This window comes from Enterobacter sp. Bisph1, from assembly GCF_000814905.1.
In the GTDB taxonomy this organism is placed as follows: Bacteria; Pseudomonadota; Gammaproteobacteria; order Enterobacterales; family Enterobacteriaceae; genus Kosakonia.
In genome coordinates, this window is sequence record NZ_JXAG01000042.1 from 16,171 (window position 1) to 33,141 (window position 16,971).

A 16,971-nucleotide genomic window follows, 5' to 3' on the forward strand; every position below is an offset into this window, starting at 1 on the left:
GCCCCTCGGGTGACTTAAGATGCTTCGGCAATGGCGGTGAATGCGCTCTGCTCTGCCGCCACGCGCTGCACCCAGATCTGCCCGTGCTGGATTTTTACCGGCCAGACGCGCACGCGCAGCGCCGCATCCTCCAGGCTCTGCCCGTCGCGCAGGCGAAAGCGTTTTTTGTACATCGGTGAAATCACCATCGCTTCGCCGTTGGCATCGCCCAGCAGCCCGCGCGCCAGCACATTGGCCTCGCTGCCCGGTTCATGGGTGTCCAGTGCAAAGACCTGCGGCTCGCTGCCGGGCAGGTGAAACAGGGCAATTTGTTGGTTGCCGAGGCGCGCCGCCATACCTGCGTTGACCGGAATATCCGCCAGCGCGGCAATATGTACCCATTCGCCATCACCGCTGTGCGTCTGTCGCGGGTGCGGTTTCTCCTGCGGCGTTGCCGGGCGGATCTGCCCGCGTTCCGGCACCATCACCACCGCTTCATCGGGCCGATCGCTATTAAGGAAGCCACGGAACAGCAGGCGGTTCTGCGGGTTATCGAGGGTGGTTTTCCATTCGCACTGGTAACTGTCGACCACCTGCTGCATTTCACGCTCCAGCTCGGCGGCAATATCAAGGCTGTCTTCCAGCACCACCTGTTTCAGGTATTCCAGCCCGCCTTCCATATTGTCAAGCCAGGTACTGGTGCGCTGTAAGCGGTCGGCGGTGCGGATATAAAACATCAATACGCGATCGATGGTGCGGATCAGCGTTTCGCTATCGAGATCGCTGGCAAACAGATCCGCGTGGCGCGGCTTCATGCCGCCGTTGCCGCAGACATAGAGATTCCAGCCTTTGTCGGTGGCGATAACGCCAATATCTTTGCCCTGCGCTTCGGCGCACTCGCGGGTGCAGCCGGAGACCGCCATTTTGATTTTGTGCGGCGAGCGCAGCCCCTTGTAACGGTTCTCAAGGGTAATCGCCATCCGGGTGGAATCCTGCACACCGTAGCGGCACCAGGTGGAGCCGACGCAGGATTTCACCGTACGCAGGGATTTGCCGTAGGCGTGACCGGTTTCAAACCCGGCGGCAATCAACTCTTCCCAAATGGCGGGCAGCTGCTCGAGGCGCGCGCCAAAGAGATCGACGCGCTGGCCGCCGGTGATTTTGGTATAGAGGTTGTAGCGCTGCGCCACTTCGCCGATGGCGATCAGCCCCTGCGGGGTAATCTCTCCGGCGGGAATGCGCGGCACCACGGAGTAAGTGCCATCTTTCTGGATATTGGCGAAGTAGCGATCGTTGGTATCCTGCAGCGGCAGATGCTGCGGTTTCAGCAGATAGTCATTCCAGCAGGAGGCGAGCAGCGAGCCGACCAGCGGTTTGCACACTTCACAACCGTGACCGTGGCCGAACTGGGTAATCAGCGCATCGAAACTGCGAATCTCATGCAGGCGGATCAGGTGATAGATCTCCTGGCGCGACCAGGCGAAGTGTTCGCAGATATCCTTTTTCACCTCCACGCCGTGCTGCTGCAGTTCGTGTTCCATCACCTGTTTGAGCAGCGGTACGCAGCCGCCGCAGCCGGTTCCGGCTTTGGTGCAGCTTTTGATCGCCCCAAGCTCAGTACAGCCACCCGCCACCGCAGCGGCGATATCGCCCTTGCTGACGTTGTGGCAGGAGCAGATTTGCGCACTCGCCGAGAGCGCCGCCACGCCCAGCCCTTTCGGCGCATCGCCGGAGAGCGCGGGCAGGATTAGGGTTTGCGGCTGCGCGGGCAGCGGCATGTCATTCAGCACCATTTGCAGCAGCAGGCTGTAATCGGCGCTGTCGCCAATCAGCACCGCGCCGAGCAGCCGTTTGCCATCGGCAGAGACAACAATTTTTTTGTAGATTTCGCGCGGGCCTTCGGTCCACTGATAGCTCTGGCAGCCCGGCGTTTTGCCGTGAGCATCGCCAAGGGAGGCCACTTCAACGCCGAGCAATTTTAGCTTGGTGCTCATATCCGCGCCGGTAAACGGCGTTTCCCGCGCGGCCAGTTTGTCGGCCAGCGTGCGCGCCATCTGGTAACCCGGGGCGACCAGGCCAAAGATCTGCCCGTTCCACAGTGCGCACTCGCCAATGGCGTAAATGGCGCTGTCGGAGGTCTGGCAAAAGTTATCGATGACGATGCCGCCGCGCGGCCCGATTTGCAGCTCTGCGCTGTGCGCCAGCTCGTCACGCGGGCGGATCCCCGCAGAGAAGAGCAGCAGATCCGTCTCCAGCCAGCTGCCGTCAGCAAAGCAGAGGCGATGGCGCGCCTGTTCCCCGCCGACAATCTCCCGCGTCTCTTTGCGCGTATGCACCTGCACGCCGAGGGCTTCGATTTTGCGTTGCAGCATCGCCGCGCCGCTTTCATCAAGCTGCACCGCCATCAGGCGCGGGGCAAACTCAACGACATGGGTTTCCAGCCCCAGCTGGCGCAGGGCATTGGCCGCTTCCAGCCCGAGCAGACCGCCGCCGATCACTACGCCGCGGGTGGCGTTTTGCGCCATATCAGCAATGGCATCCAGATCGTCCAGCGTACGATAAACCAGGCAGCCGGGGCGCGTATTGCCGGTAATGGGCGGCACAAAAGCGTAGGAGCCAGTGGCGAGCACTAAGGTGTCATAGTGGGTTTCAGTACCCTGTTCGTCGCGCAGGCAGTGCCGCTCGCGGTCGACGGCGACAATTTTACTGCCGCAGTGCAGCGTGATGCCGTTTTCCGCAAAGAAGCCTTCGCTTACCAGCGACAAAGATTGCGCGCTGCGCCCGGCGAAGTATTCCGAAAGATGCACCCGGTCATAGGCGGGCAGCCGCTCTTCGCCAAACACCACAATGTCGTAGTGCTGATGCAGCCCGCGCTCAACAAGCTGCTGCAGGAAGTAGTGGCTGACCATGCCGTGCCCAATCACCGCTAATATTGGCTTTTTCATACGCTGGATCCTTAAAGCAAAAGGGATGAGCTCAGGCCGCTTTCGGCTGTTTCTCATAGAGGAAATGGAGTACCTGCTGGCGATAGCGCTGATAGCGGGTATCGTCGGCAAGGGCGACGCGCGAACGCGGACGCTCCAGTTCCACCTCCATGATTTCGCCGATGGTTGCCGCCGGGCCGTTGGTCATCATCAGCACGCGATCCGAGAGCAGCACCGCTTCATCGACGTCATGGGTGATCAGCACAACGGTGGTATGCAGACGCTGCTGAATCTCCATTACCGCATCCTGTAAATGGGCGCGGGTTAAAGCGTCAAGGGCACCAAACGGCTCGTCCATCAACAGCACGCTGGGTTTCATCGCCAGCGCGCGGGCAATACCGACGCGCTGCTTCATCCCGCCGGAGATCTCGTGGGGGCGCTTATTCCACGCGTGGCTCATATGCACCAGATCGAGGTTGTGCATGATCCACTCATGCATCTCGGGTTTATGCATCTCGCCGCGAAAGACCTGGCGCACCGCCAGCCCAACGTTGTCGTAGGCCGTCAGCCACGGCAGCAACGAGTGGTTTTGAAACACCACCCCGCGCTCGGGACCGGGGCCGTCGATTTCACGGTTGTTACACAGCAGGCCGCCGCTGGTGGGCAGCGTCAGCCCGGCAATCAAATTGAGCAGCGTGGATTTACCGCAGCCGGAGTGACCAATCAGGCTGAGGGTTTCGCCGGGGTGGATATCGAAACTGACGTTATCCAGCGCCAGAAACTCACCGCTGCTGGTGTTGAAACGCTGGCTCACCTGCTGAACTTGGATAATGGGATGGGTACGCATCACAGCCCCCTAGCGGTTGGTGTAGTTAAAACGGTTAGCAATCCACATCAGCCCCTGCTCCAGCAGCAGACCGACCACGCCAATCACCGCGATGGCGATGATGATGTTTTCCACATTCAGGTTGTTCCACTCGTTCCAGATCCAAAAACCGATGCCAATGCCGCCCGTTAACATTTCGGCGGCGACAATCACCAGCCAGGCGATGCCAATCGACAGGCGCATACCGGTGAGAATGCCGGGCAACGCGGCGGGGAGCAGGATTTTGCGCATGATGGTGAATTCAGAAAGCTTCAGTACCCGCGCCACATTGAGGTAATCCTGCGGGATCTGCCGTACGCCTTCGGCGGTGTTGAGGATCATCGGCCATATAGAACAGATAAAAATCGTCCAGCTCGACGCGGGTTCTGCACGCTGAAACAGCAGCAGGCCAATCGGCAGCCAGGCCAGCGGGCTAACGGGGCGCAGCAGGGAGATCAGCGGATTGAGCATATTGGCGACAAAGGAAAAGCGGCCAATCAGAAAACCGGTCGGAATACCGACCAGCGCCGCCAGACCAAAGCCCGTCGCCACGCGCTGTAAGGAGGCCAGCACGTTCCAGCCGATGCCCTGATCGTTTGGCCCGCCGATGTAAAAGGGATCGGCGAAGATCTCCAGCGCCGCCAGCCATGTCTGCCAGGGGCCGGGAAAGTTTTTGCTGTTCAGCGCCGCGATCTGCCACAGGCAGAGCAGCAGCCCGATACCGATAAGCGCCGGTACCACACGCTGCATCAACGGGCGCAGCAATGTCGGGCGGCGACGCACACGCGGTTTGGCGGGCAGCGTGACGATCTCAGCCTCTTGCGGGGAGATTGCCGCCTCGTCACGGGGTAAGGGGATAACTTGCGCCTGGTTTTTCATCAGCGACCTCTCATTTTTTTACGCTAAATCCGTTGGCATAGGCGGCAGGATTGCTGCCGTCCCAGCGAACGCCGTCGATTAATACGCTGCTGCGCATCTCGCTGTCGGGCAGCGAAATGCTGCCCACGGCAGCAGCAGCCTGTTTGTAGATATCAATACGGTTGACCTGGCGGGCGACGGCGAGATAGTCGGGATCGGCGTCGAGCAGCCCCCAGCGTTTATGTTGGGTGAGGAACCACATGCCATCGGAGAGCCACGGGAAGTTGACTGCGCCATCATGGAAGAAGCGCATCGCGTGCTCATCCTTCCAGTTTTTGCCAATGCCGTTGTCGTACTGGCCGAGCATGCGACCGACAATGGTCTCCTCTTTGGTATTGAGATAAGCCCGCCCGGCGATCACTTTTGCCGTTTCGCGGCGATTCTCATCCGAGGCGTCAATCCAGCGCGACGCCTCCAGCACGGCGGCGGTCAGCGCACGAGCAGTGTTGGGGTTTTTTGCCACCCACTCCGCGCGCGTACCCAGCACTTTTTCCGGGTGATCCGGCCAGATCTGCTGGCTGGTGGCGGCGGTAAAACCGATACCATCGCTAATGGCACGCTGGTTCCACGGTTCGCCAACGCAGTAGCCAACCATATTGCCGATCTTCATGTTCATCACCATTTGCGGCGGCGGCACGACAACGCTGCGAATGTCATTGAGAGGGTTAATGCCCGCGCTCGCCAGCCAGTAGTTGAGCCACATAGCGTGGGTGCCGGTCGGGAAGGTTTGCGCAAAGGTGTAGGTTCCGGCGGAGCTGGCGGCGATATGTTTGGCAAGCTGGGGCAGATCGGTGACGCCCGCCTCGTGCAGGGCATTGGCAAGGGTGATCCCCTGCCCGTTCTGGTTGATGGTCATCAGCGCCGCCATATTGCTTTGCGGCCCGGAAAGCCCCATCTGCAGGCCGTAAAGCTGGCCGTAAAGCATGTGCGAGGCGTCGAGTTCGCCAGAGAGCACCTTGTCGCGCACCGCCGCCCAGCTGGCCTCTTTGCTCGGCTGAATAGAGATACCGTATTTTTTGTCGAAGCCTTTAACGGCGGCCATCACCACCGATGCGCAATCCGTCAACGGGATAAAGCCCACGCGCACCGTTTGCAGCTCCGGCGCGTCGGAACCGGCGGCCCAGGCGCGGTTAATGACGCCGGGCACCAGCAGACTGCCGCCCAGCGCCGCGCTACCGAGTAAAAACTGACGGCGGGAAACCGTCATACCTTTGTTGTTATCGCTCATTGCCATCCTCGCGCTGCTCACCGTTGTGGGATGCAAAAAAAAACGGTGCCCATAAGCCCGTGCAAAACTGCACGCTTATGGACACCGTTGTCCGCTTAACGCGTTACCGACCGCCGTTGGCCGGTTGCGCGTTATGATTTTTATTTCTCAAAGGATAAAGCAAGGGTTGTGCCAGAATGGAAAAAACCGTTTTATGCGGCTTTACACGCTTTCACCGACCCACGGGCGCACTGTGAAAGCGCACTTTTCGCACTGGCAGTGTGCAGCTACTCCTTAAGGGTTAGTCTGAAACACATCGGCTACCGCCAGCATGGCGGAGGCGATATCAATCAGCTTTTTGTTCTGGTTCATCGCCATGCGCCGCAGGGTTTTATAGGCTTCGTCTTCGCTGAGCTGGCGGTGCTGCATCAGCATGTTTTTGGCGCGCTCAATCTGTTTGCGTTCATTGAGGGTTTCACGCAGCGCCGCCAGTTCGCTGTCCAGCGCCTGTAAGCGCCGCGATTGCTGCACCACCAGCGTCAGCAATGAGCGGCCAAGCTGCGGACGCACGCCGTCGCTCTCCAGCCAGCCGTGCGCCTCGCTAAACACCGAGTACCCGCTCTCTTCGCTCTCCTGTAACGGCAGCAGGCTTTCGATATCGGCAAGCTGCTGGTGATTTGCCTGCTCGGTGGCGGCAATGCGCGCCCGGCAGTGCGCCATTAGCGCGTTTGCCAGACCATCTTCGAGGCTTTTCATATCATCAATGCGCTGGGTGGCGAGGGCAAACCAGCGCAGGCAGCTGTCGGCGGCGAAGGTTTCGCGCCCGGTACAGGCTATGCGCCGCAGACGTTCAAACTCGCTATCGACGCTGATGTGTTGCCAGCGCAGGCGATGTTCATCATCGGCAAAATCGGCGAAGGTGGTGAAGCAGCGCTCCTGACGTTCAATCAGATCCACTAATTTTTGCTGCGTATCGCCACTGAAGGTGCCGGCGGCAAAGGCCGCCGCGCCCGTGGCCCGCTCTTGTCCGGCGTACTCTTTGCCCTGCATAAAGCTGAACATGGCGATTAAATGGCGCGAAACAGCCGGTTCGGCGGCGGTGTCCGAAAGCTCAAACACCAGCGCTAACAGATGGCGAATAATGTCGTTAAAGAAGCTCATCGCCTGCGACAAGCGCAAGGTGCGCTGGCGAATTTGCTGGCGTAACGCGGGCAGCACGCCGAGGGCGTAGGTGACACTGGCGACATGGCTGAACAGGCGGCTGGCCTGCGGCAGCGCGGCGATATGCTGCTCGAGGATGTCGAGGTGCGCCATCAGCGGTGCCTGCGCCTGCGCCACTTCCTCTTCGCGCTGTCGCAGTTCATCGGCAAACTGCCCTTCCATCGCGCAAAGAAACATATTGGAGGTGCCGCGCTCGCGCTGCAGCATATGCACCAGCTGGCTGATTTTGCCTACCAGTTCGCCGCTTTGCAGCAGATAACGCAGGCTGTTTAGCTCGCACTGGCGCGAGGCGAGCAGGAAACGAATGGTGGTCGATGAGTTGGCGATCATACGTTTGCTCCAGAGAAGTTATCCTTCACTGATGCAAGGGGCGCGCCAGGTCGCCCTATTTAGTCGCCCGCTCGCGTCGCCTTGACCATGGTGATAATGACCGTATACAGCTCCTCAATCGCCTGTTTCTCGCCGATAGCACCTTGCAACGCCGCCCACGCCAGCCCTTCGGCGGCCCCCAACATCGCCCACAGTGCCGCATCGCGCAGCGGCTCGCCGCAGAACGGCGCGAACAGGAGGCGGCATTTTCCCGTAAAGTCGACGGCGTAGTCGTGGCGGATGGTCTCCAGCTCCGGCGAACCGGCAAGGGCCGCCAGCAGGCTCGGCATTTCGCGGCCCTGGAACAGGACGCACTCAATATAGGCGGTGGCGATAACCGAGGCGCGCGCGGCAAGCTCCGGTGCGGCGTGTGCCAGCGCCTGATCCATTTTTTGATTCTGTCGATTGTCGTACTCTCGGTAGAGCGTCGCCAGCAGCCCGGAGCGGCTGGTAAAATGGTCATAAACCACCGGCTTGGTGACGCCCGCTAACTCCGCAAGATGGCCGAGGGTCAACGCTTCGGTTCCCTCCTGTTGAATAATGTGCCACGCAACATCCACCAGCTGCGCAGCACGCGCTTCCCGAGACAAACGCTGACGCACGCGTTTTTCCGCCATGCTCTTTCTCCCTTGACAGATTCATATACTAAAAGTAACTTACTAATGGTAGGTTACTGTTCGTATATAAGCTTACGTCTGTTGATGACGGATGGCAACGCAGGAGGTACAGATGCACGCATTAATCGTGGTTTCTCACCCTTTAACAGATTCGTTAACGCAGCAGGTCGCCGAGGCGGTCGCGCAGGGAATAACCCAGGCCAACAGGGAAAATAGCAGTGAAATGGCTTCGCTTACGCAGGAGGGCTTTGATCCGGTGTTTAACGCAGCCGACCATAAGGCGTTTACCGACGGTGCACCGCTGCCCGCCGATGTACTGGCCGAGCAGGTGCGCATTGAAAAAGCCAACGCGCTGGTGCTGGTTTTTCCTATCTACTGGTGGACCATGCCCGGCCTGTTAAAAGGCTGGATCGATCGGGTGTTTTCCAACGGCTGGGCTTATGAAGAGGGGGCGAATGGCAAAGTGTCCGGCAAACTGGGCCACCTGCCTGTTCACCTCGTCGCGCTGGGCGGTTCAGATATGAAAACCTTCGATAAACACGGCTATGCACAGTCATGGAATACGCAGATTGCCCACGGAATTTTTGATTACTGCGGCGCGCCGGTGCGTACCAACGCGACGCTGATGCTGCCCGATTTCGGCACGCCGCAGGCGCTGCTGCAAGAAGCACTGAAGTTGGGTGAGCAGATATTTCCCCTCCCGCAATAAGCCTCTTTATCCCCCGCAAGCCCGTACACCCAGCGGGCTTTCTCGTGGCAAACACGATTACTGGCCGGAGAAGTAGCGCCGACGCAGCGCGCGGTCGCTACCGTCGACAAAATAGCCTGAGGCGGCATCGATCCACTGCGTGGTTTCATACAGGTATTTGGGCGAAACGGCACCGGCCACCACGCGCTGCTGATTTCGCGCCACGGATTCACGAAACGCATAATGGCTAAACAGGCGCATAAACTCGCCAAGATAGACATCCGCCACGGCAGGATTGCCCTTTATCACCAGCATATTTTCATCGTTCGTATCCGTGGACGCGGCGGAGAAGTTCGCCGAGCCGACAATCACAATCGGTTCCGGCCCCAGCGGGTCGATCAGCAAATATTTAGTGTGGATCCAGGTTACGTGGGTCTGTTCTACGGGGCTTTCGATCTCTTTTAGCCAGCGGTCAAAGGCGTTCAGCACGAGGTTTTGCCCGACGGCGACGGTAACATTCGGATGTTTGCGGATACGGTCGATTTCCGCCGCCTGCTGCTTGTACTGGCTGCCGGTGCCTTTTTTCTCCAGCAGGGCGAAACGCAATACGTCATCGGTGCGATCCCAGGCCGGCAGCAACAGCGCATTGATGCCGAAGGCGAAGGTGCCAAACAGCCCACGCTCGGCACCCGCCGCAAGTTTTGCGTACCACTCCAGCGCCTGCAACGAAGTGCGCGGCGAAAAGACGCAGCTCACCTCTTCCTGCCAGGGAACCGGCGGCGCGGCGGTAATGGTTTCAACCTTTTTCGCCGTGGGCCCGCGGGTTAAATCCTGCAACAACAGCTGCCAGTAGGTTTCGTACTCCTCTGCCACCCGGCTATCGCGCACGATATGGGCATTGTTCGAATGGCCAAAGATGCCGTTTTCACTCAGGTTGGTGGAGCCGGTCCAGACCTGCTGCGAGACGCCCTGACGCCGCCAGACAAAAAACTTGTTATGCATATAGCGGCCGGAGTGTTCGCGCGGGTGCACCAGCGCCTGGATGCCGCTGTGGGCGAGGTGTTTTTCGTTCGACTCGCGCTGGGAATCGGCATCGTAGATCACGCTTACCTGCACGCCCCGATCGGCGGCACGATGAAGTGCGTCGTAGATACGGCTATTTTTGAACTCAAAAATAGCGCCGTGCAGCTCATCGCCTTTTTCGGCCTGGGCGATAAATTTTTCCAGCCCTTCAAGCAGCCCGCGCGACAGCCATTTCCACGCCGCATCGCCAATCTCCGCCGGGCTGGCGTTGTGAAAACGACGGGCATATTCCTGGGAGGCAATCGCGCCGCGGTTGAAGAAAATCGCATGCTCGCCGTTATCCACCGGCTCGGTAACTACCGCGAGCTGCACCGTATCGCCGGACATCAGCGCATCAGCCGGGCCTTTCATCGCCACAATCTGGTAATGGTATTCGCTACCGGGCGCGACGCTGTAATCCGACCACTGAAAGGTTTGAAAGGGGTGTTTAAATGAGGAGACCGGCACGCCCGGCGCGGGGGTCGGCTCAACGCTGGCAAAGGTCTTCATCCCCTTTAGCCAGATAACTTCGCCATCGCTTTTGCGCGTGCGCTGAATAGCAAAGCCCAAAATATTGTCATCGGTTATCTGCTGGGCCGACATATCCCAGCCCAGCAGCACCACATAACTGCCCGCGACGGCTAATGCCGTTAATCCACCCTGCTGCCCGCTTACACGCATGGTTACTCTCCGCTGGGGTCCGCGCGAGGAATATCGCGGCACGTAGCAGCAAGTATAAACTACCGGCATGACGTAACGGTGAAAGGCATTAAAACTGGCCGCGCCCTGCTGCGCACGGAGTATTCCTACAATCCGCCCCGCTGCGGCATTCACCGCTATCCTTGTACAACGCGCTTTTCCCATAGCGGGCAAGTTAAAAACAGATCCCATGGCGGAGGTAAGATGAAAATATTAATGGTTTTGACGTCCCACAGCGAACTGGGTAATACCGGCAAGAAAACCGGATTCTGGCTGGAAGAGTTTGCCGCGCCCTGGTATGTCTTTAAAGACGCAGGCGCGGATGTGGTGCTGGCCTCCCCGGCGGGCGGTCAGCCGCCGCTGGATCCGAAAAGCGATTTACCTGATTTTCAGACCGAATTAACCCAGCGCTTTAAAGGCGATCCGGCGGCGCAGCAGGCGCTGGCGAATACCGTTAAGCTTGAGAGCGTGAAAAGCGAAGAGTTTGACGCCGTGTTCTATCCTGGCGGTCACGGCCCGCTGTGGGATCTGGCAGAATCCCAAAGCTCGATTGCGCTGATTGAGGCCTTTGAACGTGCCGGTAAACCCGTCAGCTTCGTCTGCCACGCGCCGGGCGTCCTGCGCCATGTGAAAAACGCGGCGGGCGAACCGCTGGTGAAAGGGCGTAAAGTGACCGGCTTTACCAACGGCGAAGAAGCGGATGTCGAGTTGACTAACATAGTGCCGTTCCTGGTGGAAGATGCGTTAACCGCCCTCGGCGCTGAATATCAAAAAGGGCCAAACTGGGACTCTTTCGTGGTGGAAGATGGTAAATTGATCACCGGGCAAAACCCGGCAAGCTCGGAAGCGGTGGCGAAAGCGCTGCTTACGATGTTGCGCTAACACGTCTGGCCGCCATTACCGCTCGCGTAATGGCGGCATTCCCACTACACCGTCGCCGATTTTCCGCTTTTCCGCTGCTGATAACCGCGCCGTTTCCCCTCTTTGCCGCCAAATTTGCCAGAATAAATAGCCAAAATGTGAAGACCAGCAAAAGGCCAGGTCAACCTAAGACAATTTTACTTTTCTTGAAATATCCGCATCGGCAACCCTACCGTATACTTGTTTCAGGAAAAGAAAAAAGTCATTCAGATTAGTCGCGCGGCCAGTAAGAAGAGAAAACTACGATTCTGGCAGGCGGATCATCGGACAGTGAGGGTCGTTTGTATGGAAAAGAAACATATTTATCTGTTTTGCTCTGCGGGTATGTCAACGTCGTTACTGGTGTCAAAAATGCGAACCCAGGCGGAAAAATATGACGTTCCGGTCATTATTGAAGCATTTTCTGAATCGCTGGCCAGTGAAAAAGGCCCGCAGGCCGATGTCGTATTGCTGGGCCCACAAATCGCCTGGATGTTAGAGGATATCCGGCGTCTGCTGCCCAATAAACCCGTTGAAGTCATCGACTCTGCGCTGTACGGCAAAGTGGACGGTTTAGGCGTTCTTAAAGCCGCGGTGGCGGCGATAAAAAAAGCCGCCGCGCAATAAGCTCCATTCTCGCTATTTACACACCTAATCGACACATACGCCGCACTATTTCTGGTGCGGCTTTAAAGGGTATTTTTCTATGAGTAATGCGATTGCTTCACTTGAAAAGATACTGGTGCCTTTTGCAATAAAAATCGGCAAACAGCCGCACGTTAACGCGATTAAAAACGGCTTTATTCGCTTAATGCCAATCACCCTTGTGGGGGCGATGTTTGTCTTAATTAATAATGTGTTTTTGAGTTTTGGCGAAGGATCGTTTTTTTACTCCTTAGGTATCCGCCTTGATGCTTCAACCATTGAAACCCTGAATAGCCTGAAAGGCATCGGCGGCAATGTTTATAACGGTACGCTGGGCATTATGTCGCTAATGGCGCCCTTCTTTATCGGGATGGCAATGGCGGAAGAGCGCAAAGTTGATGCGCTGGCCGCCGGGCTGCTCTCCATTGCCGCCTTTATGACGGTAACGCCTTATAGCGTGGGCGAATCCTATGCCGTCGGCGCAAATTGGTTAGGCGGCGCGAATATTATTTCGGGGATTATTATTGGCCTGGTGGTCGCGGAACTGTTCACCTTTATTGTGCGGCGCAACTGGGTCATTACCTTACCGGATAGCGTTCCGGCGTCCGTTGCCCGTTCCTTCTCGGCGCTGATTCCCGGCTTTATTATTCTGTCGATCATGGGGATTATCGCCTGGGCGCTGACTCAATATGGCACCAATTTCCATCAGTTTATTATGGATTTTGTCTCTAAGCCGCTGGCGTCGCTCGGCAGCGTGGTCGGCTGGGCGTATGTGGTGTTTGTGCCGCTGCTGTGGTTTTTCGGTATTCATGGATCCCTGGCGCTCACGGCGCTGGACAGCGGCATTATGACGCCGTGGGCGCTGGAGAACGTTGCGCTGTACGAGCAGTACGGCTCCGTTGACGCTGCGCTGGCGGCGGGGAAAACCTTCCATGTGTGGGCGAAACCGCTGCTCGACTCCTATATTTTCCTTGGCGGCAGCGGCGCGACGCTGGGGCTGATTATCGCTATTTTCATCGCTTCCCGCCGGGCGGATTATCGCCAGGTGGCTAAGCTCGGGCTGCCTTCTGGTCTGTTCCAGATTAACGAACCGATTTTGTTCGGCCTGCCAATCATCATGAACCCGGTAATGTTTATCCCGTTCATTCTGGTGCAGCCGATTCTGGCAGCGATCACCCTGCTGGCTTACTACGCGGGCATTATTCCACCGATTACCAATATTGCGCCGTGGACGATGCCCATCGGACTGGGCGCATTCTTTAATACCAACGGCAGCATCGCCGCCCTGTTGCTGGCGGTGTTCAACTTAGGCATTGCCACGCTGGTTTACCTGCCTTTTGTGGTTGTCGCCAACAAAGCGCAGAACGCCATCGAGCAGGAAGAGAGCGAAGAAGATATCGCTAACGCCCTGAAATTCTGACCGACCGCGGCAGGGTATGTGCCCTGCCGCACTGACTTCGAGGAGCAATGATGTTCGATTTCGATACCGTGCAAGAGAGCACTTCGCCAACGGATGAACTGGAAGAGGTGGTGATGAACTTAATCATCAACGCCGGACACGCGCGAAGCCTGGCTTATACCGCCCTGAAGCAGGCCAAACAGGGAGATTTTGACGGCGCGAAGGCGCTGATGGAGCAGTCGCGCCTGGCCCTTAACGAGGCGCACCTTGTGCAGACTAAACTGATAGAGAGCGATCTTGGCGAAGGGCGGGTAAAACTGAGCCTGGTGCTGGTGCACGCGCAGGATCATCTGATGACCTCTATGCTGGCGCGCGAGCTGGTAGTGGAACTGATTGAGCTTCACGAGAAATTGCACTGACAAGGAGTAAACAATGCAGCCTTCGATCAACACGCTGGAAATTAAAACCGTTTATGAGCAGCAGTTGTTTAACGGTAAAAATTTTCATGTGTTTATCTACAATAAAACCGAGAGCGCCAGCGGGCTGCATCAGCATGATTATTATGAGTTTACCCTGGTATTAACCGGACGCTATTTTCAGGAGATTAACGGCAAGCGCGTGCTGCTCGAACGCGGCGATTTTGTCTTTATCCCCCTCGGCTCGCACCATCAAAGTTTTTACACCTTCGGCGCAACGCGCATTCTCAATGTCGGCATCAGCAAATGCTTTTTTGAACAACATTACCAGGCTCTGCTGCCCTGCTGTTTTGTCGCTTCTCAAGCCTACCGCACCAGTAACGCTTTTCTCAGTTATGTGGAGAACGTCATTACCTCCCTTAATTTTCGCGAAAACGGGCTGGATGAGTTTATTGAAGCGGTGACCTTTTATGTGATTAACCGCCTGCGCCATTACCGCGAAGAGCAAGTGGTGGATGATACGCCGCAGTGGCTAAAAAGCACCGTTGAGTCGATGCACGATAAAACCCAGTTCGGTGAAAACGCGCTGGAGAATATGGTGCAGCTGGCGGCGAAATCTCAGGAGTATTTAACCCGCGCCACCCGGCGCTATTACCAGAAAACGCCGATGCAGATTATTAATGAAATCCGTATCGATTTTGCCAAAAAACAGCTGGAAATCACCAACTACTCGGTGACGGATATTGCTTATGAGTCGGGCTATAGCAGCCCAAGCCTGTTTATTAAAACATTCAAGAAAATGACCTCATTCACCCCCAATAGCTACCGGAAAAGGTTAACGGAAATCAACCAATAAGGTCGGCGGGTTGAACGTAATAAACCACCGTGTTTGACACGAAGGGAGAAAAGATGAATCAGAAACTGAAAGTCGTCACCATTGGCGGCGGTAGCAGCTATACACCTGAATTACTCGAAGGGTTTATTAAGCGCTATCACGAACTGCCGGTCGCGGAATTATGGCTGGTTGACGTTGAAGACGGTAAAGAGAAGCTGGATATTATTTTTGATCTTTGCCAGCGTATGATTGAGAAAGCGGGGATCCCACTAAAACTGTTTAAATCCCTCAACCGCCGCGAAGCGCTGCAGGGGGCGAGTTTTGTCACCACACAGCTGCGCGTCGGCCAGCTTAAAGCGCGCGAACTCGATGAACGCATTCCGCTGAGCCACGGCTATTTAGGCCAGGAAACCAACGGTGCCGGCGGCTTATTTAAAGGGCTGCGCACTATTCCGGTTATTTTCGACATTATTAAAGACGTGGAAGAGATTTGCCCCGACGCGTGGGTGATCAACTTTACCAACCCGGCGGGAATGGTTACCGAAGCGGTCTATCGCCACAGCGGTTTTAAAAAGTTTATTGGCGTATGCAATATTCCTATCGGCATGAAAATGTTTATTCACGACGTGCTGGGCTTGCGCGATAACGACGATCTGGCAATCGATCTGTTTGGCCTGAACCACATGGTGTTTATTAAAGATGTGCTGGTCAACGGCGAGTCCCGCTTTGCCGAGCTGCTCGACGGCGTGGCTTCCGGTCGGCTGAAAGCCTCATCGGTGAAGAACATTTTCGACATGCCCTTTAGCGAAGGGCTGATCCGCGCGCTAAATCTGCTGCCCTGCTCCTATTTGCTCTACTACGTGAAGCAAAAAGAGATGCTGGCTATCGAGATAGGTGAATATTACAAAGGCGGTGCACGCGCGCAGGTGGTGCAAAAGGTCGAGAAGCAGCTGTTTGATCTGTACAAAGATCCCGAGCTGAAAGTGAAGCCGAAAGAGCTTGAGCAGCGCGGCGGTGCCTATTATTCCGATGCGGCCTGCGAAGTGATTAACGCTATCTATAACGATAAGCAAACCGAGCACTATGTGAATATTCCCCATCACGGGCATATCGACAATATTCCCGCGGACTGGGCGGTGGAGATGACCTGCCTGCTGGGACGTAACGGCGCAACGCCGCACCCGCGCGTGACGCACTTTGACGAGAAGGTGCTGGGGCTTATCTATACGATTAAAGGCTTTGAAATCGCCGCCAGTAAGGCGGCCTTAAGCGGCGATCTCAACGAGGTGCTGCTGGCCCTGAGCCTTAGCCCGCTGATTCACTCCGACAGCGATGCGGAAATTATCGCCCGCGAACTGCTGTTGGCCCATGAAAAGTGGCTGCCAAACTTCGCCGGGGCGATTGCACACCTGAAAGCTGAACATCACTAACCGGGGCTGGCTATGGAACGCTTACTGATTGTTAACGCCGATGATTTCGGCCTCAGTAAAGGGCAGAACTACGGCATTATCGACAGCTTTCGCCATGGCGTGGTGACTTCCACCACGGCGCTGGTGAACGTTGATGCTGTGGAACACGCCGTTCTGCTGTGCCAGCAGGTGCCGTGGCTGGGCGTGGGTCTGCATTTTTCCCTGACCTTAGGAAAACCGTTAACGCCCATGCCGGGCCTGGCGCGGGAAGGGCAACTGGGAAAATGGCTCTGGCAGCTGGCACAGGAAGATGCCCTGCCTCTGGGGGAAATAGCCCGCGAGCTGGAGGCGCAATATCAGCGCTTTATCGCGCTGTTTGGCCAAAAGCCAACGCACCTGGACAGCCATCATCATGTGCATATGATCCCGCAGATCCTGCCGCTGGTGGCGGAGTTCGCCGACCGGCACGGTATTGCCCTGCGCCTGGATCGTCCTGCCCTGTCGCCCGACGCCGTCCTGCCCGCGGGTCTGCGCAGTACCGACGGATTCAGCAGCGCGTTTTACGGGGAAAGTATCAGCGAAGCGCTGTTTCTGCAGGCGCTGGATGACTCCACGGCACGGGGAGAAACCACCCTTGAGATGATGTGCCATCCGGCTTTTATCGATAATACGTTGCGCACAAGCGGCTACTGTTTTCCCCGCCTGACGGAGCTGGAGGTGCTGACCTCGCAGACGCTGAAGTATGCGATTGCCGAGCGCGGCTATCGGCTGGGCAGCTTTCTTGATATTTAAGTCACGCGTTTGCGGTGCGTTTCGCA

The 16,971-nt window shown here is 57.1% G+C and carries 15 protein-coding genes; 8 read left to right on the forward strand and 7 right to left on the reverse strand.

What is annotated here, in order from left to right; genetic code table 11:
- Nucleotides 1–14 precede the first annotated feature (14 nt).
- From nirB to RW65_RS13020, 6 genes are all read right to left on the reverse strand, one after another.
- Nucleotides 15–2,924, reverse strand: a complete 2,910-nt coding sequence (gene nirB, locus RW65_RS12995; protein WP_039057181.1) for a nitrite reductase large subunit NirB — start codon at nucleotides 2,922–2,924, stop codon at nucleotides 15–17.
- A 31-nt stretch (nucleotides 2,925–2,955) separates the two neighbouring features.
- Nucleotides 2,956–3,750 (reverse strand): ABC transporter ATP-binding protein, encoded by a 795-nt coding sequence (locus tag RW65_RS13000; protein WP_039057183.1) that lies wholly within the window; start codon nucleotides 3,748–3,750, stop codon nucleotides 2,956–2,958.
- A 9-nt stretch (nucleotides 3,751–3,759) separates the two neighbouring features.
- The gene (ntrB, locus tag RW65_RS13005) at nucleotides 3,760–4,647 is read right to left on the reverse strand and encodes a nitrate ABC transporter permease (RefSeq protein ID WP_039057184.1); all 888 of its coding nucleotides are present in this window, start codon (nucleotides 4,645–4,647) and stop codon (nucleotides 3,760–3,762) included.
- Nucleotides 4,648–4,657: 10 nt separating this feature from the next.
- Complete coding sequence (locus tag RW65_RS13010) at nucleotides 4,658–5,914, reverse strand: CmpA/NrtA family ABC transporter substrate-binding protein (RefSeq protein ID WP_039057185.1); 1,257 nt, start codon at nucleotides 5,912–5,914, stop codon at nucleotides 4,658–4,660.
- Between the two features lie 273 nt (nucleotides 5,915–6,187).
- Complete coding sequence (locus RW65_RS13015; RefSeq protein ID WP_039057186.1) at nucleotides 6,188–7,444, reverse strand: nitrate regulatory protein; 1,257 nt, start codon at nucleotides 7,442–7,444, stop codon at nucleotides 6,188–6,190.
- A gap of 59 nt (nucleotides 7,445–7,503) precedes the next feature.
- The gene (locus RW65_RS13020) at nucleotides 7,504–8,100 is read right to left on the reverse strand and encodes a TetR/AcrR family transcriptional regulator (protein ID WP_039057187.1); all 597 of its coding nucleotides are present in this window, start codon (nucleotides 8,098–8,100) and stop codon (nucleotides 7,504–7,506) included.
- 112 nt (nucleotides 8,101–8,212) lie between these two features.
- Between RW65_RS13020 and RW65_RS13025 the strand changes: the two genes are divergently transcribed.
- On the forward strand, nucleotides 8,213–8,809 hold the full coding sequence (locus RW65_RS13025; RefSeq protein WP_039057188.1) for an NAD(P)H-dependent oxidoreductase: 597 nt from the start codon (nucleotides 8,213–8,215) through the stop codon (nucleotides 8,807–8,809).
- 57 nt (nucleotides 8,810–8,866) lie between these two features.
- Here the strand turns inward: RW65_RS13025 and RW65_RS13030 are convergent, their stop codons facing one another.
- Nucleotides 8,867–10,531, reverse strand: coding sequence for a phospholipase D-like domain-containing protein (locus RW65_RS13030; RefSeq protein ID WP_039057189.1), 1,665 nt, complete (start codon nucleotides 10,529–10,531; stop codon nucleotides 8,867–8,869).
- A gap of 222 nt (nucleotides 10,532–10,753) precedes the next feature.
- Between RW65_RS13030 and RW65_RS13035 the strand changes: the two genes are divergently transcribed.
- The 7 genes from RW65_RS13035 to chbG all read left to right on the forward strand — a co-directional run bounded on the left by RW65_RS13035 (nucleotide 10,754) and on the right by chbG (nucleotide 16,945).
- Complete coding sequence (locus RW65_RS13035; RefSeq protein ID WP_039057190.1) at nucleotides 10,754–11,431, forward strand: type 1 glutamine amidotransferase domain-containing protein; 678 nt, start codon at nucleotides 10,754–10,756, stop codon at nucleotides 11,429–11,431.
- A gap of 324 nt (nucleotides 11,432–11,755) precedes the next feature.
- The gene (locus RW65_RS13040; RefSeq protein ID WP_039057191.1) at nucleotides 11,756–12,076 is read left to right on the forward strand and encodes a PTS sugar transporter subunit IIB; all 321 of its coding nucleotides are present in this window, start codon (nucleotides 11,756–11,758) and stop codon (nucleotides 12,074–12,076) included.
- Between the two features lie 79 nt (nucleotides 12,077–12,155).
- A complete protein-coding gene (chbC, locus tag RW65_RS13045) occupies nucleotides 12,156–13,514 on the forward strand; it encodes a PTS N,N'-diacetylchitobiose transporter subunit IIC (protein WP_039057192.1) in 1,359 nt (452 codons plus the stop codon).
- A 50-nt stretch (nucleotides 13,515–13,564) separates the two neighbouring features.
- Nucleotides 13,565–13,912 carry a PTS N,N'-diacetylchitobiose transporter subunit IIA gene (gene chbA, locus RW65_RS13050; protein ID WP_039057194.1) on the forward strand — a complete coding sequence of 116 codons (348 nt, stop codon included), beginning with the start codon at nucleotides 13,565–13,567 and terminating at the stop codon, nucleotides 13,910–13,912.
- Between the two features lie 13 nt (nucleotides 13,913–13,925).
- The gene (gene chbR, locus RW65_RS13055) at nucleotides 13,926–14,765 is read left to right on the forward strand and encodes a transcriptional regulator ChbR (RefSeq protein ID WP_039057195.1); all 840 of its coding nucleotides are present in this window, start codon (nucleotides 13,926–13,928) and stop codon (nucleotides 14,763–14,765) included.
- Between the two features lie 53 nt (nucleotides 14,766–14,818).
- Nucleotides 14,819–16,174 carry a 6-phospho-beta-glucosidase gene (locus tag RW65_RS13060; RefSeq protein WP_039057196.1) on the forward strand — a complete coding sequence of 452 codons (1,356 nt, stop codon included), beginning with the start codon at nucleotides 14,819–14,821 and terminating at the stop codon, nucleotides 16,172–16,174.
- Between the two features lie 12 nt (nucleotides 16,175–16,186).
- A complete protein-coding gene (gene chbG / locus RW65_RS13065; protein WP_039057197.1) occupies nucleotides 16,187–16,945 on the forward strand; it encodes a chitin disaccharide deacetylase in 759 nt (252 codons plus the stop codon).
- Nucleotides 16,946–16,971: the final 26 nt, after the last annotated feature.

Coding starts and splice junctions, on each gene's coding strand:
- RW65_RS13000 (WP_039057183.1), bottom strand. CDS start 3,750: ATGCGTACCCATCCCATTATCCAAGTTCAGCAGGTGAGCCAGCGTTTC.
- chbA (WP_039057194.1), top strand. CDS start 13,565: ATGTTCGATTTCGATACCGTGCAAGAGAGCACTTCGCCAACGGATGAA.
- RW65_RS13040 (WP_039057191.1), top strand. CDS start 11,756: ATGGAAAAGAAACATATTTATCTGTTTTGCTCTGCGGGTATGTCAACG.
- chbG (WP_039057197.1), top strand. CDS start 16,187: ATGGAACGCTTACTGATTGTTAACGCCGATGATTTCGGCCTCAGTAAA.
- ntrB (WP_039057184.1), bottom strand. CDS start 4,647: ATGAAAAACCAGGCGCAAGTTATCCCCTTACCCCGTGACGAGGCGGCA.
- chbC (WP_039057192.1), top strand. CDS start 12,156: ATGAGTAATGCGATTGCTTCACTTGAAAAGATACTGGTGCCTTTTGCA.
- RW65_RS13020 (WP_039057187.1), bottom strand. CDS start 8,100: ATGGCGGAAAAACGCGTGCGTCAGCGTTTGTCTCGGGAAGCGCGTGCT.
- RW65_RS13015 (WP_039057186.1), bottom strand. CDS start 7,444: ATGATCGCCAACTCATCGACCACCATTCGTTTCCTGCTCGCCTCGCGC.
- RW65_RS13030 (WP_039057189.1), bottom strand. CDS start 10,531: ATGCGTGTAAGCGGGCAGCAGGGTGGATTAACGGCATTAGCCGTCGCG.
- chbR (WP_039057195.1), top strand. CDS start 13,926: ATGCAGCCTTCGATCAACACGCTGGAAATTAAAACCGTTTATGAGCAG.
- RW65_RS13025 (WP_039057188.1), top strand. CDS start 8,213: ATGCACGCATTAATCGTGGTTTCTCACCCTTTAACAGATTCGTTAACG.
- RW65_RS13035 (WP_039057190.1), top strand. CDS start 10,754: ATGAAAATATTAATGGTTTTGACGTCCCACAGCGAACTGGGTAATACC.
- nirB (WP_039057181.1), bottom strand. CDS start 2,924: ATGAAAAAGCCAATATTAGCGGTGATTGGGCACGGCATGGTCAGCCAC.
- RW65_RS13010 (WP_039057185.1), bottom strand. CDS start 5,914: ATGAGCGATAACAACAAAGGTATGACGGTTTCCCGCCGTCAGTTTTTA.
- RW65_RS13060 (WP_039057196.1), top strand. CDS start 14,819: ATGAATCAGAAACTGAAAGTCGTCACCATTGGCGGCGGTAGCAGCTAT.